The sequence below is a fragment of the Victivallis sp. genome (assembly GCF_048170485.1).
Lineage (GTDB): Bacteria > Verrucomicrobiota > Lentisphaeria > Victivallales > Victivallaceae > Victivallis.
In genome coordinates, this window is the sequence record NZ_DBEXAY010000197.1 from 1 (window position 1) to 17,207 (window position 17,207).

General features: G+C 57.9%; 13 protein-coding genes. 3 read left to right on the forward strand and 10 right to left on the reverse strand.

Going from position 1 to position 17,207, the window contains the following annotated elements:
* The first annotated feature begins 333 nt into the window (after nucleotides 1–333).
* Entirely contained in the window at nucleotides 334–606 is a 273-nt protein-coding gene (locus ACMLHG_RS10300) for a hypothetical protein (protein WP_294433419.1), read from the forward strand.
* A 46-nt stretch (nucleotides 607–652) separates the two neighbouring features.
* Here ACMLHG_RS10300 and ACMLHG_RS10305 read toward each other — a convergent pair whose 3' ends face one another.
* The 4 genes from ACMLHG_RS10305 to ACMLHG_RS10320 form a co-directional block, all read right to left on the reverse strand.
* A complete protein-coding gene (locus tag ACMLHG_RS10305) occupies nucleotides 653–2,728 on the reverse strand; it encodes a hypothetical protein (protein WP_417170428.1) in 2,076 nt (691 codons plus the stop codon).
* Nucleotide 2,729: 1 nt separating this feature from the next.
* Nucleotides 2,730–3,473 carry an H-X9-DG-CTERM domain-containing protein gene (locus tag ACMLHG_RS10310; protein WP_417170429.1) on the reverse strand — a complete coding sequence of 248 codons (744 nt, stop codon included), beginning with the start codon at nucleotides 3,471–3,473 and terminating at the stop codon, nucleotides 2,730–2,732.
* Between the two features lie 22 nt (nucleotides 3,474–3,495).
* Nucleotides 3,496–4,500, reverse strand: a complete 1,005-nt coding sequence (locus ACMLHG_RS10315) for a LacI family DNA-binding transcriptional regulator (protein WP_417170430.1) — start codon at nucleotides 4,498–4,500, stop codon at nucleotides 3,496–3,498.
* A gap of 391 nt (nucleotides 4,501–4,891) precedes the next feature.
* Nucleotides 4,892–5,284, reverse strand: coding sequence for a pyridoxamine 5'-phosphate oxidase family protein (locus ACMLHG_RS10320; RefSeq protein ID WP_366943074.1), 393 nt, complete (start codon nucleotides 5,282–5,284; stop codon nucleotides 4,892–4,894).
* A 390-nt stretch (nucleotides 5,285–5,674) separates the two neighbouring features.
* On the opposite strand from ACMLHG_RS10320, the gene ACMLHG_RS10325 reads away from it, so the two are divergent.
* A complete protein-coding gene (locus ACMLHG_RS10325; RefSeq protein WP_294433431.1) occupies nucleotides 5,675–6,427 on the forward strand; it encodes an IclR family transcriptional regulator in 753 nt (250 codons plus the stop codon).
* Between the two features lie 13 nt (nucleotides 6,428–6,440).
* The gene (locus tag ACMLHG_RS10330; RefSeq protein ID WP_294433434.1) at nucleotides 6,441–7,850 is read left to right on the forward strand and encodes a GH39 family glycosyl hydrolase; all 1,410 of its coding nucleotides are present in this window, start codon (nucleotides 6,441–6,443) and stop codon (nucleotides 7,848–7,850) included.
* Nucleotides 7,851–7,949: 99 nt separating this feature from the next.
* Here ACMLHG_RS10330 and ACMLHG_RS10335 read toward each other — a convergent pair whose 3' ends face one another.
* The 6 genes from ACMLHG_RS10335 to ACMLHG_RS10360 form a co-directional block, all read right to left on the reverse strand.
* Complete coding sequence (locus tag ACMLHG_RS10335) at nucleotides 7,950–8,813, reverse strand: class I SAM-dependent DNA methyltransferase (RefSeq protein WP_417170431.1); 864 nt, start codon at nucleotides 8,811–8,813, stop codon at nucleotides 7,950–7,952.
* 120 nt (nucleotides 8,814–8,933) lie between these two features.
* On the reverse strand, nucleotides 8,934–9,302 hold the full coding sequence (locus tag ACMLHG_RS10340) for a hypothetical protein (RefSeq protein ID WP_417170432.1): 369 nt from the start codon (nucleotides 9,300–9,302) through the stop codon (nucleotides 8,934–8,936).
* A gap of 259 nt (nucleotides 9,303–9,561) precedes the next feature.
* Nucleotides 9,562–10,794 (reverse strand): hypothetical protein, encoded by a 1,233-nt coding sequence (locus ACMLHG_RS10345; protein WP_417170433.1) that lies wholly within the window; start codon nucleotides 10,792–10,794, stop codon nucleotides 9,562–9,564.
* Between the two features lie 160 nt (nucleotides 10,795–10,954).
* Nucleotides 10,955–11,497: a hypothetical protein gene (locus ACMLHG_RS10350; protein ID WP_294433445.1), complete on the reverse strand. Its 543-nt coding sequence runs from the start codon at nucleotides 11,495–11,497 to the stop codon at nucleotides 10,955–10,957.
* Nucleotides 11,498–11,635: 138 nt separating this feature from the next.
* Nucleotides 11,636–16,348 (reverse strand): hypothetical protein, encoded by a 4,713-nt coding sequence (locus ACMLHG_RS10355; protein WP_417170434.1) that lies wholly within the window; start codon nucleotides 16,346–16,348, stop codon nucleotides 11,636–11,638.
* A 42-nt stretch (nucleotides 16,349–16,390) separates the two neighbouring features.
* Nucleotides 16,391–17,128, reverse strand: a complete 738-nt coding sequence (locus ACMLHG_RS10360; RefSeq protein WP_417170435.1) for a hypothetical protein — start codon at nucleotides 17,126–17,128, stop codon at nucleotides 16,391–16,393.
* Nucleotides 17,129–17,207: the final 79 nt, after the last annotated feature.

The window sequence follows — 17,207 nt, forward strand, 5'->3', positions numbered from 1 at the left end:
CCAAAAAGCGGAAGAAAGTCAACAGTCAAAATGAAAAAAACGGAATTTTTCTTCCGGGGGAAGAGGAGAATGGCGTCCGCAACTGATTTCCCAGGGGGCGGCAGGCAGGCCGCTCTTGCAAAACCGGGAAAATGGTTCGCCTTTCTGCTGAAATCAGAACTGTGTTGCGCTTTCAAAAAATCGACACTCGGTTCGCCCGGAAGGAGAGCATGCTGTTGGAAAAATCCGACGGGGAAGTGCCTCCGATAAAGGGGGAACGTCGGCGTGACAATACGGAACTAGGATGAGGTAAGGAGTTCCTGACCATTCCGTCAGGTCGGCAATGCCGCAGGGATGGCCCCGCCCAAAAGAGCTGCCGGGAAACAGAGCACCTGCGTGCTGTCGTTTCCCGCACTGTACATCTTCCTGAAGGCGGTGCGGACCCGGGACCCGGCTGATCTCATACCGTTCGCACAGTTCCGGTTTCGAGTTTTCGACAGCAAAGATGAAAAACATCACTTCGGTTATGGCAAAACGGCAGTCATAACCGAAGTGAGTGCGCGACCTCTGCCGGAGAGGTCGCTCCAGTTGCCGCACGCAGTGGATAACGCGGACAAACGCCGCTGATTTTGGCAGTTGCCCGCTCCGTCAGCGACATTGCGGAAAACCTTGATTATTCTTTTCTCCATTCAAACGCAGTCAGAGAGTGTGCCGGAAAGGTGTGGAAAAATCTTCCTCCGGAAAGTTTCTGCTCTCCCCGTCTGCCCTGAAAATAATCGCAGGAGTTCACATCCTTCCGGTACAGTTCGAGCGACTTGCCCGATCGTGCCGGAAAGCGATTTAGAACCACATCGGCCCGGACCGCGTGTTCCGGGTCGCGGTTGAAAACCAGCAGATAGAGAGTGTTGCCGTCATTCGAGAGAGAGGAGAAGGTTGCAAGAGCCGGATACGCGGGGAACTGTTCCGCCGTCATCACAACCGCTTTCAGGTTCCGTACCTCGAAGGTTCCGGAAACGGCGGAACGAATCTTCTCCAGCCGGAACAGGATGTCGACCTCGTCAGTATCAGGCAGAGAGAGATAAATTCCGGAACAGTGACTCCATTCCCCGGCGCGGAAGGTACAGGGAATCGCAACCGCCGATTTTGTTTTTGTCCAGCCGCGGGCATCCCCCAGCCCCAGACCGAAAGTGGCCTGCGGGGCCTCTGCGGCATGTCCGGCGTCAGAGAGAAAACGGGCGTCGAAACTCAAGACGATCTTCCACGGTTTTCCCGTGGCCGCTTTCGGACGGCGGATCCGGGCAAATGTTCTGTAGCAGGATTGTTTCATCTTGGCGATTTGAATCTGAAACGTATCGTTTTTCCCAGGACTCATCCGGATATTGCGGTCGGAAGTGTGTTCATTCAGGCGGAGCGGGATTTTCTCCAGTTCGGCGACCAATTCTGCCGGGATATACTCCGTTCCCGTCGACGGCATCAATTCGCATCCGGCGAGAAAGGAAACCGATGGAGAATTCCGCACCGTTGACGCGACAATCCGGTCCCCCCGATATCTCCCCCATACTTCGAAGAACGGAAGCGTCGCCCGTTTCCGGATCACCCGTCCGGTCGCAGTTTCCGTGTGTACGGCGCCCCAGAACCCGTTCAGCAGATGCCAGTACTGTGCGCTGGCAACATGGTTGTCAGGCGCCTGCCAGAGCCGCATCAGATCGGCACACATCAACCCGGCCAGAAAAGAAAAACGGTACGGGAAAGGGCGGTCGGATGTGCTGCCGATGTTGAATTCGGTAATGTGCAACGGCAGCGGTTTGCCTGCCAACTCCCGGCATAAGTTGCTGTATTGCTTCAACCGCATTGCGAGCTGGTCAGGGTACGCGAGAACGCTTTTCAACGCTGTCTGTTGATCCGCACCACCGATTGTCGGCCCGTAGAAATGAAGAACCAGAAAATCCGCGGTCGGGCCCGCGCCTTTGATCACCTTGCGATTCCATTCGCAGTTCCAGTCAATGCCGTTTCCGGGCCGGGTGACGATTCCAAGTTTTACGGAGGAATCGATGTTACGGATGGCCTCCATACTTTTCACGGCGTATTCCACATATTCTTCGGGCGTATAACTGTACTTGGGAACCATCAGATGATTCCCGTGGCAGGACTCATTGCCCAGTTCAAAATAGCGGACGCCATACGGTTCAGGATGCCCCCAGGCGGCACGTTTCATCGCCCACGGATATTGCGGAAGAGCCGGAGCGTTCAAATATTCGACGAACTCCGCAAGATGCCGGGGCAGCTGATCCGGCGGAAGAGCGTAGTCCGTCAACGTGATGATCGGCTCCCAGTTCATCGCCCGGCAGAGTGCAATGTACTGATCGACTCCGAATTTCCACTCCCGCCGCTCCGAAAGCGGCCCGACCGCATGTTTCCAGTTGAAGTTATGCGCGAGGCATCCGCCCGGATAACGCATCATGCCGATTTTCAGATTTTTGACCAGCGCGGCGATATTTTCGAAGGGGGCGTTTTGGAGCGGATTCCAGTAGCCGCCCGCATAGTTGATGGAGCGCAGGTTGGTCTTCGGTGAATCCATCTTCACATAGATGCCGCGGCTGTCCGCCCCGCTCAAATTGTTGCCGAAACACCACGGCTTCACCGGAGCAATGATATCCCCGGCGTCTATCGAAATCACCGCATCGGCAAAGGAAATCAGCGGAGATACCGCCAGAAGAGTGGAAAGAATTTTGATCGGCAGCTGTTTCATTTCAAATATCCTCCTCATCCCACACATACATCTTCCGCCAGCGGTATGCTTTTTTGAGTTCCGCCACTTCCATGGATTCCACATGCCCGTCATACATGCAGACGTTGGCCCGGTTGTTATGCCGGTATGCCGGCCCCATATACGTGGATTCCGTTTCCCCCCGTCCCGGCTCAAAGTATCTTTCCATATTATTCACTCGCAGGGCCCAGTTGACCGCGTCGCAGAAGAGGACCCGCTGTGTCGGCCGTACAATCCGCCCCATTTTGAACGGGGCATTCTTTTCGCCCATCGCCCAGTCCCCCTCGCTTGCGGCAAAGTCCTCGCTGGACATGCCGTAGCTGTACGCCACCTGATGAAATCCGTTCCTCACGGCGTTGAGGCTGGCTGCATTCAGCGCAGCTGTGGCGTTCGAACAGATCATTTCCCGACTGATTCTTCCGGAAAATTTATTCAACTCCGGATACACTTCTGTGACGGTATCATACTGACATCCGACAAGCTTGAAGAATGTGATATTCTTAAACCATGGCAGTCCGCCGGCTCTTCCGGGGACCGCATAGTCATCATAACTGGCGGCGTATGATTGGTTCGCAAGGCCGAACTGTTTCAAGATGCTGGTACAGGAGATGCTTTTTGCCGATTCCCGCGCCTTGTTCAAGGCAGGCAGCAGCATCGCCGCCAGAATGGCGATGATCGCAATTACGATCAGAAGTTCGATCAGAGTGAAATTTTTTCCGGATTTCATCGATGCCTCCTTCCCTTTAGGGTCAACAATAATTTCTGTACCAGATATCCTGACATTGCTTGCTCCGCAACGTTTCCAGTTCCGGCCGGGAGAGAAAACAGGTCGGCAGCAGCCGTACCTCGCGTTCCCGGGCTGAATCTTCGATCAGCAACCGCAGCAGCCCGATTTCATTCTCCACCCGTTCCCTCAACGGCGCATGGATCATACCGATCACCGCCGGATCAGACAGATATTCAAACGGCAGCGTGTAGGTGCAGGCACAGTCCGGAGCTGTTGCTCCACGGCGCCGGTACAGCTCAAGCAGTCCGGCAAGCTCCACGTAACTGTTGGTGTACAAGGCATTGCAACCTCTGCGGAGCACCTCTTCAAACGCCTTCCCGTCGTGCCGGTTGTCGGAATCGAATTCCATCGTATCGACCTCGAAGCCGTTCTCCTCCGCTCTCCGCTGAAAGAGAGCGGCCTGCCGGTCGTAAGGCCAGGTGAGCAGTGTAACTCTGGCATGCCCCCGGTTGCGGAATTCCTTGAACATCGCGTCAAAGGCGGCCGTGTAATCGTAGTTCACCGAACTGAAATCACCGTTGCCGAAGTTCAACAGCGGGAATCGACACTCCTTCAGCTTCTGATAGAGCGGAGACGCCGGATCAAAATAGAGTGGGTAGATCACTCCGTCAACATGAAAATGCAGCAGGTCTTCCAGGCATTTGCGTTCCCGCTCCCTGCCGTAATTGGTGGTGGAGATAATGAGCCGGAGCCCGTATCTCTCCGCTTCGTTCAGCAGCGCCTGCGCATAACAGCCGGAGTAGCGTTCCGAAATCTCCCCTACCACCAGCCCGATGATACCGCTGCGCCCGGTTTTCAGGCAGCGGGCATGCGGATTCGGAGCATAGCCGCGTTCCCGGGCAAGTGCGAAGATCCGGTTCGCTATCTCCGGATGCACGCGCCCTTTGATTCGCCCGTTCAGAACGCGCGAAACCGTCGAATGTGAGATGTTCAGCTCTCGCGCCAGTTCTGTAATGGTTACGCCCATGCCAACCCTCCATGACAAGATGCACATGTGTGCAACTTTGATAATAGTATACCATAGACCCGAAAAAAAAGCAAGAGTATTTTCATTTTTTTTTCGGAAAGAACGGGGCGGCGCGGTGGGGAAGGGGTGGTGCAGGAGCATCGGCGAGTCCGGTCTCCGGGGGAGGGGGCGCCTGCCGGCTCAACGGAAATGAGACGCCTTAAGAGTCGTTCTTGCTGCAACTTGCCGTTGGAATTCCTGCAGCAGTCTTCCCCGGTTGATTGCGATCCATTCGACGTGGTTTGTCGCAGGCCGACGGCTGGAGGAGGGCGGGCGCTACGGGCGGAGGAGTGGCCGGAGAGGGCGCTTTTGCAGTGCGTCACTCCCCCGGGCCGTTCTTCCTGATGCACCTCTAGAATTTGATTACAACCGGCTCATGCGAGAAGGAGTAGATCGTCGCCGTGGCGTCCTTGAAGTAGAGCACCTGCGTGTTGTCGTCGTCCGCGCTGTACATTTTCTTGAGGGAGGGGTAGGCGTCGAGCATCGAGGCTTTCGCCTCGCGCCGGTTGTCGTCGACCAGCGTGCCGGAGAGCCGGATCCACTCGTCCCCCTTCATGGCGCAGAGTTCGGTTTTCCCGTTGGCGGCGAGCTGGCGGGAGACGTTCTTCTTCCGGCCGGTCTGGATGTAGAGCTTCCCTTCGAAGATATGGATCGTGCCGAACGGACGCACCCGCGGCTGATCCCCCTCCACTGTGGCGATGTAATATACGCCGGCGTCCTTCAAAAACTGGCAGACCTCTTTCATGGTTTTCGGCTTCTCCTCTTTTGTGTCGGTTGGTCCGGTGGAACAGCATCCGCAGAATGTGAAGACAACTCCACAGAATGCGGCGGCCATCCAGATTCGTTTCCGCTTCATACGTTCTCCCTTGTTTGCGGTTCATTCCCTTTGCCGGAGGCGAGGCACCGGCCGGACGCGGATTCATTCCGCTCCGGAAAAAGAATACATCCGGAAAGCCGTTTCGTCAAATGGTCCGGCCGTTTCCGGCGAAGAAAAGAACGAGGCCTCTCTCTTCTCCCCTGCCGCCTTTTCCGGCTGAAAAAAATTTTCCTCCGCTTGCACTTTCCCGCTTTTCCATGTATAGTAAAAAATATAATATCAAAGATTCATAATATGAATCAATAGGAGCGTAAAACGATGATTAAAGTGCTTGATAAGAGCTTTGCGATTCTGGAAGAGATCATTGCCGCGACTCCGCAGCCGCTGGGGCCGCTGGCGCTGGCGAAGAAGCTGGGGCTGAACCGGACCACCTGTTCACGGATTCTCCGGATGCTTCTGGACGCCGGATACATTGTGCAGGTTTCGCGGCAGGCCGGCTACGCCGCGGGGCCGCGGATTGTCACGCTGAACAACATGGCGCAGTACCAGTCCCGGCTGCTCGCAAAGGCGGCTCCGATGGTGGATCAGCTGGCCGGGACGATCGGCGATTCGGTGCTGATTTCGCAGGTGTGCCGGGGAAAGCGGTACGTGCTCTACCACCGCAACGGCAATCCGGACCGTGAAATCCGGCTGAATCAGCCGGCGTTCGACGATCTCTACTGCACCGCCACAGGGGTGGTGGAGATGGCGTGGCTGCCCACGGAGCGTGCGATGGAGCTTTACGACGCCATCCCGGAGAATGCCGTGCCGTTCCCGGAGTTTCGGACGCGGAAGGATGTACCGGACGCCCTGGCGAAAATCCGTCAGGAGGGCGGATATCGCGCCCTCGACCGCTGGCAGGGGATCTTTGCCGTGCCGCTCTTCGCCAACCGGCGCTATCTCGCCGCACTGGGCTGCTCCATGCCGGCGAACCGGTGCCGGCCGGACCACGCACAGCTGGTGTGGAAACTGCTTCGTGATGCCGCATCGGAGCTTTCGGATGCGTTATCAGTTACCAACACAATCGGATAGGAGGTAATTTGTCATGGATCGTCTCACAAAAATCGGTTCCGTCAAACCGGTGCACTCCACGCAGGTGAAGGAGTCCACCCTCGGGCTCGGGTTTGAGAAGCTCGATCGCGCCGTGTTCGACCCGGAAAAGGCGTACGACAAGGTCGCCGCCCTCGGCGTCAAATGGATTCGCATCCAGTCCGGCTGGGCGCGGACGGAGAAAAAGCCCGGCGTCTACGATTTCGCCTGGTTCGACGACATCGTCGGGAATCTGCTTCGTCGCGGCCTGCAGCCGTGGGTCTGTCTCTGCTACGGCAATCCGCTCTACGACGAGGAAGCGGCGAAGGTGTTCGGCGCCGTCGGCTGTCCGCCGGTCCGGAGCGAAGAGCAGAAGCGGGCGTGGCAGCGTTACGTTGCCGCCCTGGTGAGCCGGTACCGGGGAAAGATCACCTGTTACGAAGTGTGGAACGAGCCAGACGGCAAGTGGTGCTGGAAACACGGCGTCAGCGGCACCGAATACGGCGAACTGGTCAATCTCACCGCGGCGGCGGTCCGGGAGGCGGATCCGGAGGCGAAGGTGATCGGCGGCGCGCTCTGCCTCTACGATCTCAAATGGGTCCGCGACGTGCTGGCCACCGGTGCCGGCAGACAGATGGACGTTCTGACCTATCACGGCTATTCACCGGATGAGCGGCATTCGATCGAGTGCATGCGGGCGGTGAAAGCTCTCTGTCTGCGGGAGAATCCGGCGATGGAGTTCGCTCAGGGGGAGACCGGCACCCAGTCCCGCAGTGACGGGGCCGGAGCGCTTCGCGGAATGGCCTGGACTCCGGTGCGGCAGGCGAAGTTCCTCGCCCGCCACCTGCTCGCCCATATGTTCGAGGGGGTGAAGTTCAACTCCTACTTTTCCTGCATGGATATGATCGAGGCGCTGAATGGAACCGTGGGGGACAAGGCAAGTTATCTGGACTACGGCTATTTCGGCGTGCTGGGCGCGGAGTTCGACGCGGACGGCGTCTCGACCGGAGAGTACAAGCCGAAACCGTCGTACCGGACACTGCAGGTGCTGGCGGCGATCTTCCGGGAGGAGTTTTCCGTGCAGGAGCTCCCGGTCCGCGTGGCGCCAGTCGATTCGTCTCTGCTGGCCCGCCGGGAGGATCCGGGCCGGAGTCTGCTCTCCTGCGGCTTTGCCAAACCGAATGGCAGCGCGGCGTTCGTCTACTGGATGCCGGCTGAAATCCTGACGACCACCTATGAGGCGACCATCACCGTCGAATGCTGTTCGCTGCCCGGCGAGGCGAAGTTGATCGATCTGCTGGAGGGGACGATCTACTCCATTCCGGAATCGATGGTGGAGAACGACGGCAAAGGCTACCGCAGGTTCCTTCACCTGCCGTTGCGCGATTATCCGCTTCTGCTGACCTTCGGCGATTTTGCGGAGTAATCCGCCACGCCGCCGCACCGCTTCCGCCGGATGACGGGAGGGCGGGAGCGGTGCCTCTGCGGCGTTTACGAATGCACCGCGTATCCGGCGGACGGCGTGTTATGCCTCCGCCGGTTTTCTCTGCAAAAGGAAGAGACAGTAGCGTTTGTGCTCCCTGAAATTTTCAGCATTGCGCGAGCCGCTGAAATATTTGTAGTGAAGCTTCTCGAGTTTGCGACGGAAGAACAGCCGTCCGATCCACTTTGCCGGCAGCCAGAACCAGCGGTGGCGGCTGGAGAGTTCGCCGATGACGAGATCCCGGAGCGGAACTGCAACCTGCTGGAGCGCTTCATCGACCAGCTGGAGATTGGGCGCGGTGTTTTCGGTGATGTCCTTCTCCCTCAGCAGGCGGAACGGCGAAGTTGCGAGTTTTTCGCGGAAACGGCTCAGCCGGTGCCCGCCGCCCATCGCGCTCGAACCTTCGCCCGGAATCCGGAAGAAGTCGGAGATGATCACGCAGCCGCCGGGATTCAGAAATTCCGGCATGCGCAGAAATACGGTATCCAGATCGATGTACTGAAAGCTCTCGCTGAAGAGCAGGCAGTCATATTTGCGGCCGGGCGGGAGCTCTTCGAAAGTGCATTCGTACAGCTTGCCGCGCCCCTGAAGTTTCCCCCGGGTGATGGAGGAGAGGTAGGGGCTCGGCGAGACGCAATCGACCTGATACCCGCTGGCGAGCAGCAGTTCGGCATTGTGTCCGGTGCCGCAGCCGACGTCGAGGATGCTCGATACGCCTTCGGGAATGTTGTTTCGCAGAAACTCCGCATAAAGCTCCTGTGCTTTCGGCAGGTTCGCGAGGGTGACCGGCAGATTGTCCGGCCAGAAGCCGTAGTGCAGATGGGCGGTCTTGAGCAGATAGCGACCGAAGATGTTGGCAATGCGCAGCCCGAGCTCCTGCGAGTTCGGATTTTTGCGCTTTTTCATAGGGAGAACATTGTGGGACATGACAGGTTTTCTTTCAGCCTGAGTTCGGAAAAACAATACGGAACACGGCGGGAACAGATTTTCACTGTTTCCGTTGTACGGGAGCGTCGATTTCCGAAATCAGCAGCGGAGAACCGCCGGTGTTGACGACGGCGCGCGGGCGCGGATGCCGCCGAAGAGAGGAAGCGTGGAGCAGGGGCTCCGCCGGAGGGCGAAGCGAATCAGCCGGAGCGGTTCGAAGAGTTCGAACACCGGCAGATCTTCATGGAGTGTCTTGGGCACGACCGCTTCGTCAAACTCCTCCTCCTGAAGCTCCGCGGGCGGAAGCGTATCGGAACCGGGATGGAGCTTCGGATGATGTTGCTCCGGAACGTCGGGCGAGACAAAACAGCCGGCGTCCACATGACCTGCCACACACGCGAGGAGCGACAGGGTGAACGCAAAAAAGAGAAACAGCCGGATTCCGGCCTCTCCGAATGATGAAACCACACTGTTACACATGCTTTACTATATCACAGAAAAAAACGGATTGCAACCTGTCGGCAGGTTGATATCCGTTGCAATGGGATGTTTTTCCGTGAGGAAACCGGCCGTACCGCCCCGCGGAGGAACCCTCCGCCAGCCAGGAGCCGAAGCGGAACGTCGAGGCGGCAAAACACGGCCGGCAACGGGTGTCCTGACCGGCTGCGAACATCGCGCTTCCTGAATTTCTCTCCCCGCCGTGAGTCCGGGGCGTGGCGCAGGCTTCTCAAACCTCCCCCGGCGGCAAATCATGTTCCGTCAACAGGTGGAGGGCGCTGTAAAGCATGCAAACCGAACTGCAGGTGCAGGTTCGTGAATAATCGGGTCGTTGAAACGCGGCGAGAAACCGCTGTTGCAGTGCCGGGGATACCGTGTATCCCGGAGCAAGCAGAAGCCCCATCATCAGATTACCGGGGATGCGCACCAGATCCAGCAAGTCGGCGAACCCGTTTGCCTGGCGGCACCGCAAATCCAGTCGGCCGTCCGCTCCGACCACACGGCCGTCCTCCTGCTTTTTCAGGCTGATATTGGTGGAATCTCTCCACGCTTTGGCCGGGAAGCACCAGTTCCCGTTCCAGTGTTCCAGCCGGGGCAGGAAGGTTTCGCACAGCTGCTGTTCCGTAATGGCCGCGATATTTCCGGCGATCCGTACAAACTCCGGGCGGGGGTCGAGATGATTGCAGATCGAGAGCGACAGGAGAAACTGAGAAAGTTCAAAATGATTCCAGAAACCCTTGGGACGGGCGGATTCGGTCAGCGCATTGCTGAGACGCTGCTCATAACAGTTCCGCCAGTGCCGATCCCCGGTGAGAGCGCTGGCAACCAGGTAAAACATCGGGAGCCGCAGTGCTTCGTGCGGCTGAACAAAGTCCATCTTGTTGAGAACATCGGGAACGCCGTCGAGAGTGAGGATGCAGTAATTGTTCTCCTCCACGACCTCTTTTTCCCCCCGTTCCGCAAGCATGACGATGAGTTCCGCAATCCGCCTGCGCTCTGAAGCGGTTGCAAAAGAGGAGCGGCAGTATTGCCACAGTCCCCACACCCAGAATGTCATCTGATCGCGTGAAGAGCATGGGTAGCAACTTTTCCCGTCGCGGTGGGAAACGCTGCGCACGATGTATCCCTCGCGGCCATGCACCGTTGCGCAAAGATCCATTCCTTTGAGCAGCCGTCGGGCGAAGGATTCACATTCGTCGGCCTGCGCGGGAAACCGCTGCGCCCGGAGGAGGCACAGATTCATGGCGATTCCCGCGTTGATCATGCTGTCTTCCATGCCGGTGGAGTAGCCTTTGTTGTTGGGGAATCCGTGCCGGATCTCCTCGGGCAGCGGCAGAAAATCAAACCGATGGTTGTCGAAGCTCCCGACAAAGTCGTAGATGAGATTGATTGTTTCACAGAACAACAGTCTGGTAATCTGGTTCCATGCGGAATCCAATGCTTGGTAAAGTTGGTCATTCATGATGCACCAGCCATTGACACATGCCGGAAGGCGGTATTGCAGGATCGGTGAATGGAAATCGGCAGATGCCGTGTGGATCTCCGGAGAAAACGCCACGTCTGTCTCTCCGGAAAACCGTTTTATGCGGCATCCTGCCGATTTCGGCGGCACGCAGGAGAGGCTATTTCGCTTCCTTGTAGGAGATGGTGATCCGGCAGGGTTTGTTGCCGGGGAACCACAGCTGGCGGATGAGCATCCCGTTCGCGCCGACGCGGACCATGGCGGAACCGTCTTCCCCCCCGGTCTTCGAGTAAATGCTCGTGCCGCGGAAATAGTACCCCTGGGGCAGGTCGGTTTTCTCAGGATCGAGCGCCGTCATGTCGCCGTTTGCGACAAGATTGTTGCCGCTGGCAAGGTTGGTGACCCAGAGATCTCCCTGTTCCCCCCGGAAGAACATCATGACCAGACCATTGCTCTTGGGGGTGAATTCAAAGGTCGCCGTCTGCCATTCCGACGTGGCCGCCTTCTTTTCGACTCCCCACAGGGTGAATTTCTGTTCGGAGGGCTTCAACCAGTTCATCGGGCGCAATTCGATGGTTTCAGGCGCCTCGACCGGCAGAAGTTCGACCTTGTTTCCTCCAGAGAGTTCAACCCGCAACGTGGCGGCTCCGGCTCCCAGAACGATCCCCATTGCCGCTGCGAACAAAAACGATTTCTTCAGCATAATGCACTCCTTTCTATTGCGATGTTTTTTCGGGTTCCCAGCCCTTCCGGTGGAACGGAGAACGGCGTGAGAACAGCAGGTGGATCAATGGTGCTTTCACCTCCTTTCGATGAAACTTCCGATTTCCCGTTGCAAGGGTTACCATCGGTAATACCGACAGGGATCGTCGGAACTTTGAAATACGTCGTTGCGATAGTCTCGATGGTACAGGCCGCTTCCCGAGAGCTTGGGGGAGTCCGCCATGAACGAATCCGGTGCGCCGATGAATCCGCCGGTTCCCAGGCAGTCAAACAAACGTACGGAAATCAGGTTGGGACCCGGTTTCACCAATTTCCCCGGAACCAGATATTTTCGCGGAATCTGATACCCTTTGCTCACTTCGCCAACTTTCACGCCGTTGAAAAAGGTCTGATCAAAGTCATCGATAATGCCCAGGGAAATCGTCAGGTCATGGCCGGCGCATTCGGGCGGCACGTGGAGGACTCGACGAAAAACGGCCTCTCCATTTTGCTGCCCCCACTCCGCCGCGGAGGGGTATTTTTCCTGCCAGATGAAGGGCAGATCGAGTGCGGTCCAGCTGCTGTCATCATAGCCGGGCTTCAGCGCTTCCGCAGCCTCCCGGGAGATGCCGGGATCGGACAGCACTTTGTTCATTCTCGGACGACGGAAAAACATCTTGCCGCGCCATCCGCGGTGATATTTATTCCACACCTCCGTCCGGCTTCGGAACGCGAAGAAATTCCCGTCCTGGTGGAAGGTCGCGCCCAGATTGACCAGCAGCTGATTCAGCGCATGAGCCTGACGCCAGCGTGTGAAGCGGAAGAACGGCTCCTTCTGCAGGTCGAAGCGTTCCGGGTCAAAGAGAGTCAGCAGGATAGGATTCCCCCCCGCGACCGGATGGCGGGCAAGCTGACCATTCGCTCCAGTTTCCAGTTTCCCGGATGAGGTGAACATCAGCGCCGACATGGGGGAGCGCCAGCGCAGATCGGACGCAGATACGCCCCGCAATTCGGGCCAGTCCGGCACATCGAACGCTCCGCGGAACGTATAACGTCGTCTCAAGCCGGCTGAAAAAATCCGTTTCGCGGCCTCTTCGCCCATCACCAGGATGCGGGCGCCGTTGCGGGAGGCCTCCTCCAGCGTCGAAAGCGGAACATCTGCCCCATCCGCCACCAGAATGAGATCTGCATCGCCCGGGAGTACCGTATGGGATTCGAAATTCAACCCGGATTCCTGCAGAATCGCTTTCTGTCTGGCGGATCCACCGAGCAGGACGGTGCGGCGGCTGCGATGGCTCCGCCAGGGTTGAGCTGCGTAATCGAGCAGATTGGCGAGCAGTCGGGAGGCCGCCGGATCCTGCGGAACGTGATCTTCCAGATCCAGCTGGCAGAGAATGACCCGCCCTTTGCCCCATGCGAGCTCCAGAAGCGGCGAATACTGCAGGTCGAAGCCATTTTCCAACAGAGCCGTCCACGCTCCGTAATGGGGTTTCTCAATGGCAGTTGTTGCCACGGAGCCGCGATTGCTCCAGTGCCAGCCGTAATCGGTGGCGCTGGCCGGAAGCGGAGGGGGATACGCGGGAATCATCGTCCCATGTCCCCGCCAGTCGGCCAGATCACTGGCGTCGAGGCCCGCTGAAATTTTCCGTTCGTTCGGCATGGGGAAAACCTTCCGGCTGATCCAGCGGCTGTACCGGAAGAGATCTCCGTAACTCTTGTGTGCCATCATCAGCAGCGTGCCCCCCTCGGAGACGAATTTTTTCAAATCCAGTTTCGGCGGGGTGTCAAGTTGTATCGTGTTGCGCCCGACGATCAACAGTTTTCCGACGGGCAGGGCGGTGACCGTCTGGACGGAGTATCCGGCATTTTCGAGCATCTTCCGGGTTTTCCCTTCGGTGTCGTACAGGGTGAATGGAACCGGGTTTGCTTTGAATTCTTCCGGAAAAATGCGGAAGGTGAAGCGGTCGGAGAGGGGTTCTCCGCCCATCTTTCCCTCCAGGAGAAGCGTCGCATCGGTTTTCCGGTCAACCTGAGGCAGTTGGAATTCAAACGGAAGATGCAGATTCCCCGCACTCCCGATCTCTCCGGAAAATGTGCGCCGGTCCAGGACGCGCTCTTCGTGTTTCAGCGCGACAGTAAACTGGTACGGCAATGTTTCCGGGCTGTCGTTCAGCAGCAGCAGTTGTTTTTTCATGACCTCCCCGCCGCGGAAGGAGTGGTCTTTGGCGGTAAAGTCCATGTTGTCGCCGGGGCGCTCCTGCCCGCCGAGCCACGCCATGATCGGGCGCGTGACTTCGAGCATGGCTTTCCCGGCCGTGTTCGGGACGGCTCCTTTCGGAGACCAGAAGTAGCGTTCCGCCAGAGAGAGCCAGGGGCGATAGAAGCCGCGGCTGCCGGGAACGAATGGCCCGCAGTAGATGCTCCGGCGGAAACGGATTGCATTTTCAGGCAGAATCCGGCCCTGATCAAAAGCCTCATGCGCCATCCAGAGAATCATCCCTCCGGAATTGCCGCCGGTACGCCAGGAGCGGTAGACGCGGCGAATCAGCTGTGCATAGAGATCCATGGCGTAATCGTCCGGGATGAACCGGTCGCTGGGCCGGTAAAGGTCGCCGCTGCCGGTGTAGCGGGCGGCATTGTATCCGGCCGCCGCCTTGCTCTCTTTGCGATACGCATCGGAGCCGTAAAATCGAGCCAGATGCTCCGTCATCTGATCCTCTGTTTTATTGGTGATGCGATGCGAGGCCCGGCCGCGTTTGAAGTCCAGTCCGCCGATGAATCCGAATTCGACGGCGAAGTAGGGTTGATCGCCCCGTTTGAAATAGCGGGAGAGCCACTCCTCCTGCTCCTGTATGGGCAGCAGGCTGAGGTAGTTGTTGGCGGAATAGATCTCTCCGACATGCCCGGCATGGGAGAAGTTCGGCCGGGTCGGATCCAGCTCCCGAAACATTTTCGTGGCGATCTCTCCGTCGTGGATCAGAGGGGAAACGCCGTTTTCTTCCGCGATGTACGGCGCGCGCTGTCCAATGTAGTTCGGGTCCTGATCGCAGACGCCGTTGTATTGATTGGGGCTGTGCCCCCAGATCACGATCGCCGGATTGTTGCGATGGCGGCGGATGAACCGGGCGCAGCGCTTTCTCCACTCTTCGCGAACGCTGCGCCGCGACAGTTCGCCCCGCTCCACATACGGCATGGATGGAATCACCATCATGCCGGTTTTCGCCGCGTGCTGCAGAAAGTCCGCTTCCGCAAAGTAGATCTGACCGGGGTGAAGATCGTTTGTCGCCCAGATTTCGATCAGGTTGAATCCATACTGCCGCAGGGCATCTATCGCCCCGCGCACCTGAACTGCATTCAACAGTTTGAAGCCGTCATGAAATACGGCCGGTCTCATATTGATACGCTTCCCGTTGAGCAGATAATTTCTGCCCGATACTTTAAACTCCCGGAAGCCGAAAGTTTCCTGAATCGTCTCCGTAAAATCTCCGGTGGAAATCGTCAGGTCGAGACGGTACAGCCAGGGGGCCGACGGGTGCCACAGCCTGGGGTTCGGCCAAGGCTCGGTGACTTTCGCCGTGGCGTTGCCCTGACGGTCCGGCCGGAGCCGGATGACCCGGGGGGGCAAACGTTTCACAATGGTTCCGTCCGGATTCCGGATCTGTGCGCTGACCGTCCGTTCCGTCTCCTGTTTCAGCCCGGAGAACTCCAGCTGCAGGGCGAGTTCACGCCGTTCCACGGAGGTCTGAATGAATACGGAACGGAAATTGCCCTCGGCGGGGCGGCTGGAGAGAACCACATCTCCGGTCAGCCCTTTGCCTTTGATCCGCTCCTTGAGGCGATAGGTCTGATCCGCCGCCGACCCTTCGGAAATGGTGATATCCCTCATATTGGCAACGCAGGTCACCCGCAGCAGGAGATCCTGCTCTTTGCCCGGCTGCAGGATTCCCGTCAGTTCCAGTGTGCTGTCAGGATACCGGATTGTGCCGACGCGCTTCCCGTCGACCGAAATTTCGGCAATTGCGGAGAGGTGTTCCACATCAAGAAAGATCCGGCGGTTTGCCCACGATTGCGGCGTGTGCACTTTGCGATGAAAATAGGCGGTTGCCAGTTTGTCGAACGGCGTGTCGCTCCAGAGCTCCCCGCCTCCGGCAATGGCAAGCCCGACCGCTTCGCCGGGAGTCCACGTGCCCGGAACATTGATATATCCCCAGCCGTGCGGGAGAGGATTTTTCGGGTTGCGTTTCGAGTGCGCCGGCTGAAACCGCCACAGACCGTTGAGTACGATTTCGGCCCGGTGGGAACCGGAGGCGACGACCGGTTCCTTCCCCCAGTCGAGCGACCGGCCTGCCGGAAGCGGAGCATCCAGTTGTTCGCCGCGTTCTCCCGCCACATTCAAAACCCAGTTTGAAATGGTGCTTTCCCCCAGAGTGCCGTCGTGGTGGAATCGCACCCGAACCGCGGTTGCGCCCCGGGGAACTGCGACCAGCTCCCGGAAGGAATAGCGCCCGAGGCCGCACCCGGCCTTGCGGGCAAATTTCAGCGGAGCGGACTGTGCTCCGACAAACACAAGTTCCGGGTAGATGCTGTAATTTGAGTGCATCCCTTTCTGTCGGTGGATCTCAATGTCGCCGCTGAACAGCAGCGTTCCCGCCGAACTGCGGAGAGGAATCGTCTGTTCCAGAATCAGGTGCTTGCTGGCTTTGGAATCGATGCGGCAGGCGGAGCCGTCGGCGGAAAAGGTTCCTCCTCTGCTGCATTTCCAGGACCGGGGGTTGAGCAGATTCTCTGCCGCCGGCAGGAGACCTCCCAGCAGCAGGAGGGTGGTGATGAGGATGATTTTTTTCGGATGCATTGTATTCTCCATAGAGTTTCTGATCTGTCATTTCATTTGAATTTACAGCATCTGGTTGCCGGAGTTTCCGCCGCCCCAGAAGTAATAGGCGGGGTTGGTCGCGGCGTTGCCTGTCTTGTTGACAAACGTATTTCGCGAATGGTTTTGCACATGTCCATCCAGGTAAAGCGCGTTGATGCTGTGCGAAGAGTGGCGCCATGCACCAGGCAGAATCAACGCATCCCAGGTGTTGACGGCGCTGGGCCAGGTGACCGCCGGGTAATAGTTCGCTGCACCGAAGGCGTTATCCATGTAGATATCCATGATGATGCCGCGTCGGGAAGGGGTTTTCACCCGGTTCAGCTTCTCCTTGCATATTTTGACATTGGCGCCGTAATGGATCGAATACTGACGCAATTTTTTTGCTTCGGAGGCGGGGCAGGCAAAAGGCGGGTAGGGAATGGCATCCTGGTAGAGCGGAAGCTCGCTCTGATAGGAGCTGTACGCTTTGCGGGGAGCTCCCGAAATCAATTCATAGATGCAATCCTGCCACAATCCGTTGGCTGCACCATCCGGGGGATCCAGATGGGTCGCGTTGTAGTTGGGGAAATAGACATAGACATCCAGATACATGGCGGTGCCGGTGCCGACCTGGCGGAGATTGGAGGCACATTGAATCGTCTTGCTCCGCGTCCTTGCCGAACTTAACGCGGGCAGCAGCAGGGCCGCAAGAATGGCAATGATCGTTATAACAATAAGCAATTCGATAATAGTAAACATTTTCCATCTTTTTTTCCGCATGGTGTCCGCTCCTTTCCACCATTAATTATACCGGAAACAATCTTGAAAAACAACAGGAGAAACAATATATTACCATGGC

Excerpts from the sequence above, each read along its gene's own strand:
- ACMLHG_RS10300 (WP_294433419.1), top strand. The coding sequence starts at position 334 with ATGGCCCCGCCCAAAAGAGCTGCCGGGAAACAGAGCACCTGCGTGCTG.
- ACMLHG_RS10305 (WP_417170428.1), bottom strand. The coding sequence starts at position 2,728 with ATGAAACAGCTGCCGATCAAAATTCTTTCCACTCTTCTGGCGGTATCT.
- ACMLHG_RS10310 (WP_417170429.1), bottom strand. The coding sequence starts at position 3,473 with ATGAAATCCGGAAAAAATTTCACTCTGATCGAACTTCTGATCGTAATT.
- ACMLHG_RS10315 (WP_417170430.1), bottom strand. The coding sequence starts at position 4,500 with ATGGGCGTAACCATTACAGAACTGGCGCGAGAGCTGAACATCTCACAT.
- ACMLHG_RS10320 (WP_366943074.1), bottom strand. The coding sequence starts at position 5,284 with ATGAAAGAGGTCTGCCAGTTTTTGAAGGACGCCGGCGTATATTACATC.
- ACMLHG_RS10325 (WP_294433431.1), top strand. The coding sequence starts at position 5,675 with ATGATTAAAGTGCTTGATAAGAGCTTTGCGATTCTGGAAGAGATCATT.
- ACMLHG_RS10330 (WP_294433434.1), top strand. The coding sequence starts at position 6,441 with ATGGATCGTCTCACAAAAATCGGTTCCGTCAAACCGGTGCACTCCACG.
- ACMLHG_RS10335 (WP_417170431.1), bottom strand. The coding sequence starts at position 8,813 with ATGAAAAAGCGCAAAAATCCGAACTCGCAGGAGCTCGGGCTGCGCATT.
- ACMLHG_RS10345 (WP_417170433.1), bottom strand. The coding sequence starts at position 10,794 with ATGAATGACCAACTTTACCAAGCATTGGATTCCGCATGGAACCAGATT.
- ACMLHG_RS10350 (WP_294433445.1), bottom strand. The coding sequence starts at position 11,497 with ATGCTGAAGAAATCGTTTTTGTTCGCAGCGGCAATGGGGATCGTTCTG.
- ACMLHG_RS10355 (WP_417170434.1), bottom strand. The coding sequence starts at position 16,348 with ATGCATCCGAAAAAAATCATCCTCATCACCACCCTCCTGCTGCTGGGA.
- ACMLHG_RS10360 (WP_417170435.1), bottom strand. The coding sequence starts at position 17,128 with ATGCGGAAAAAAAGATGGAAAATGTTTACTATTATCGAATTGCTTATT.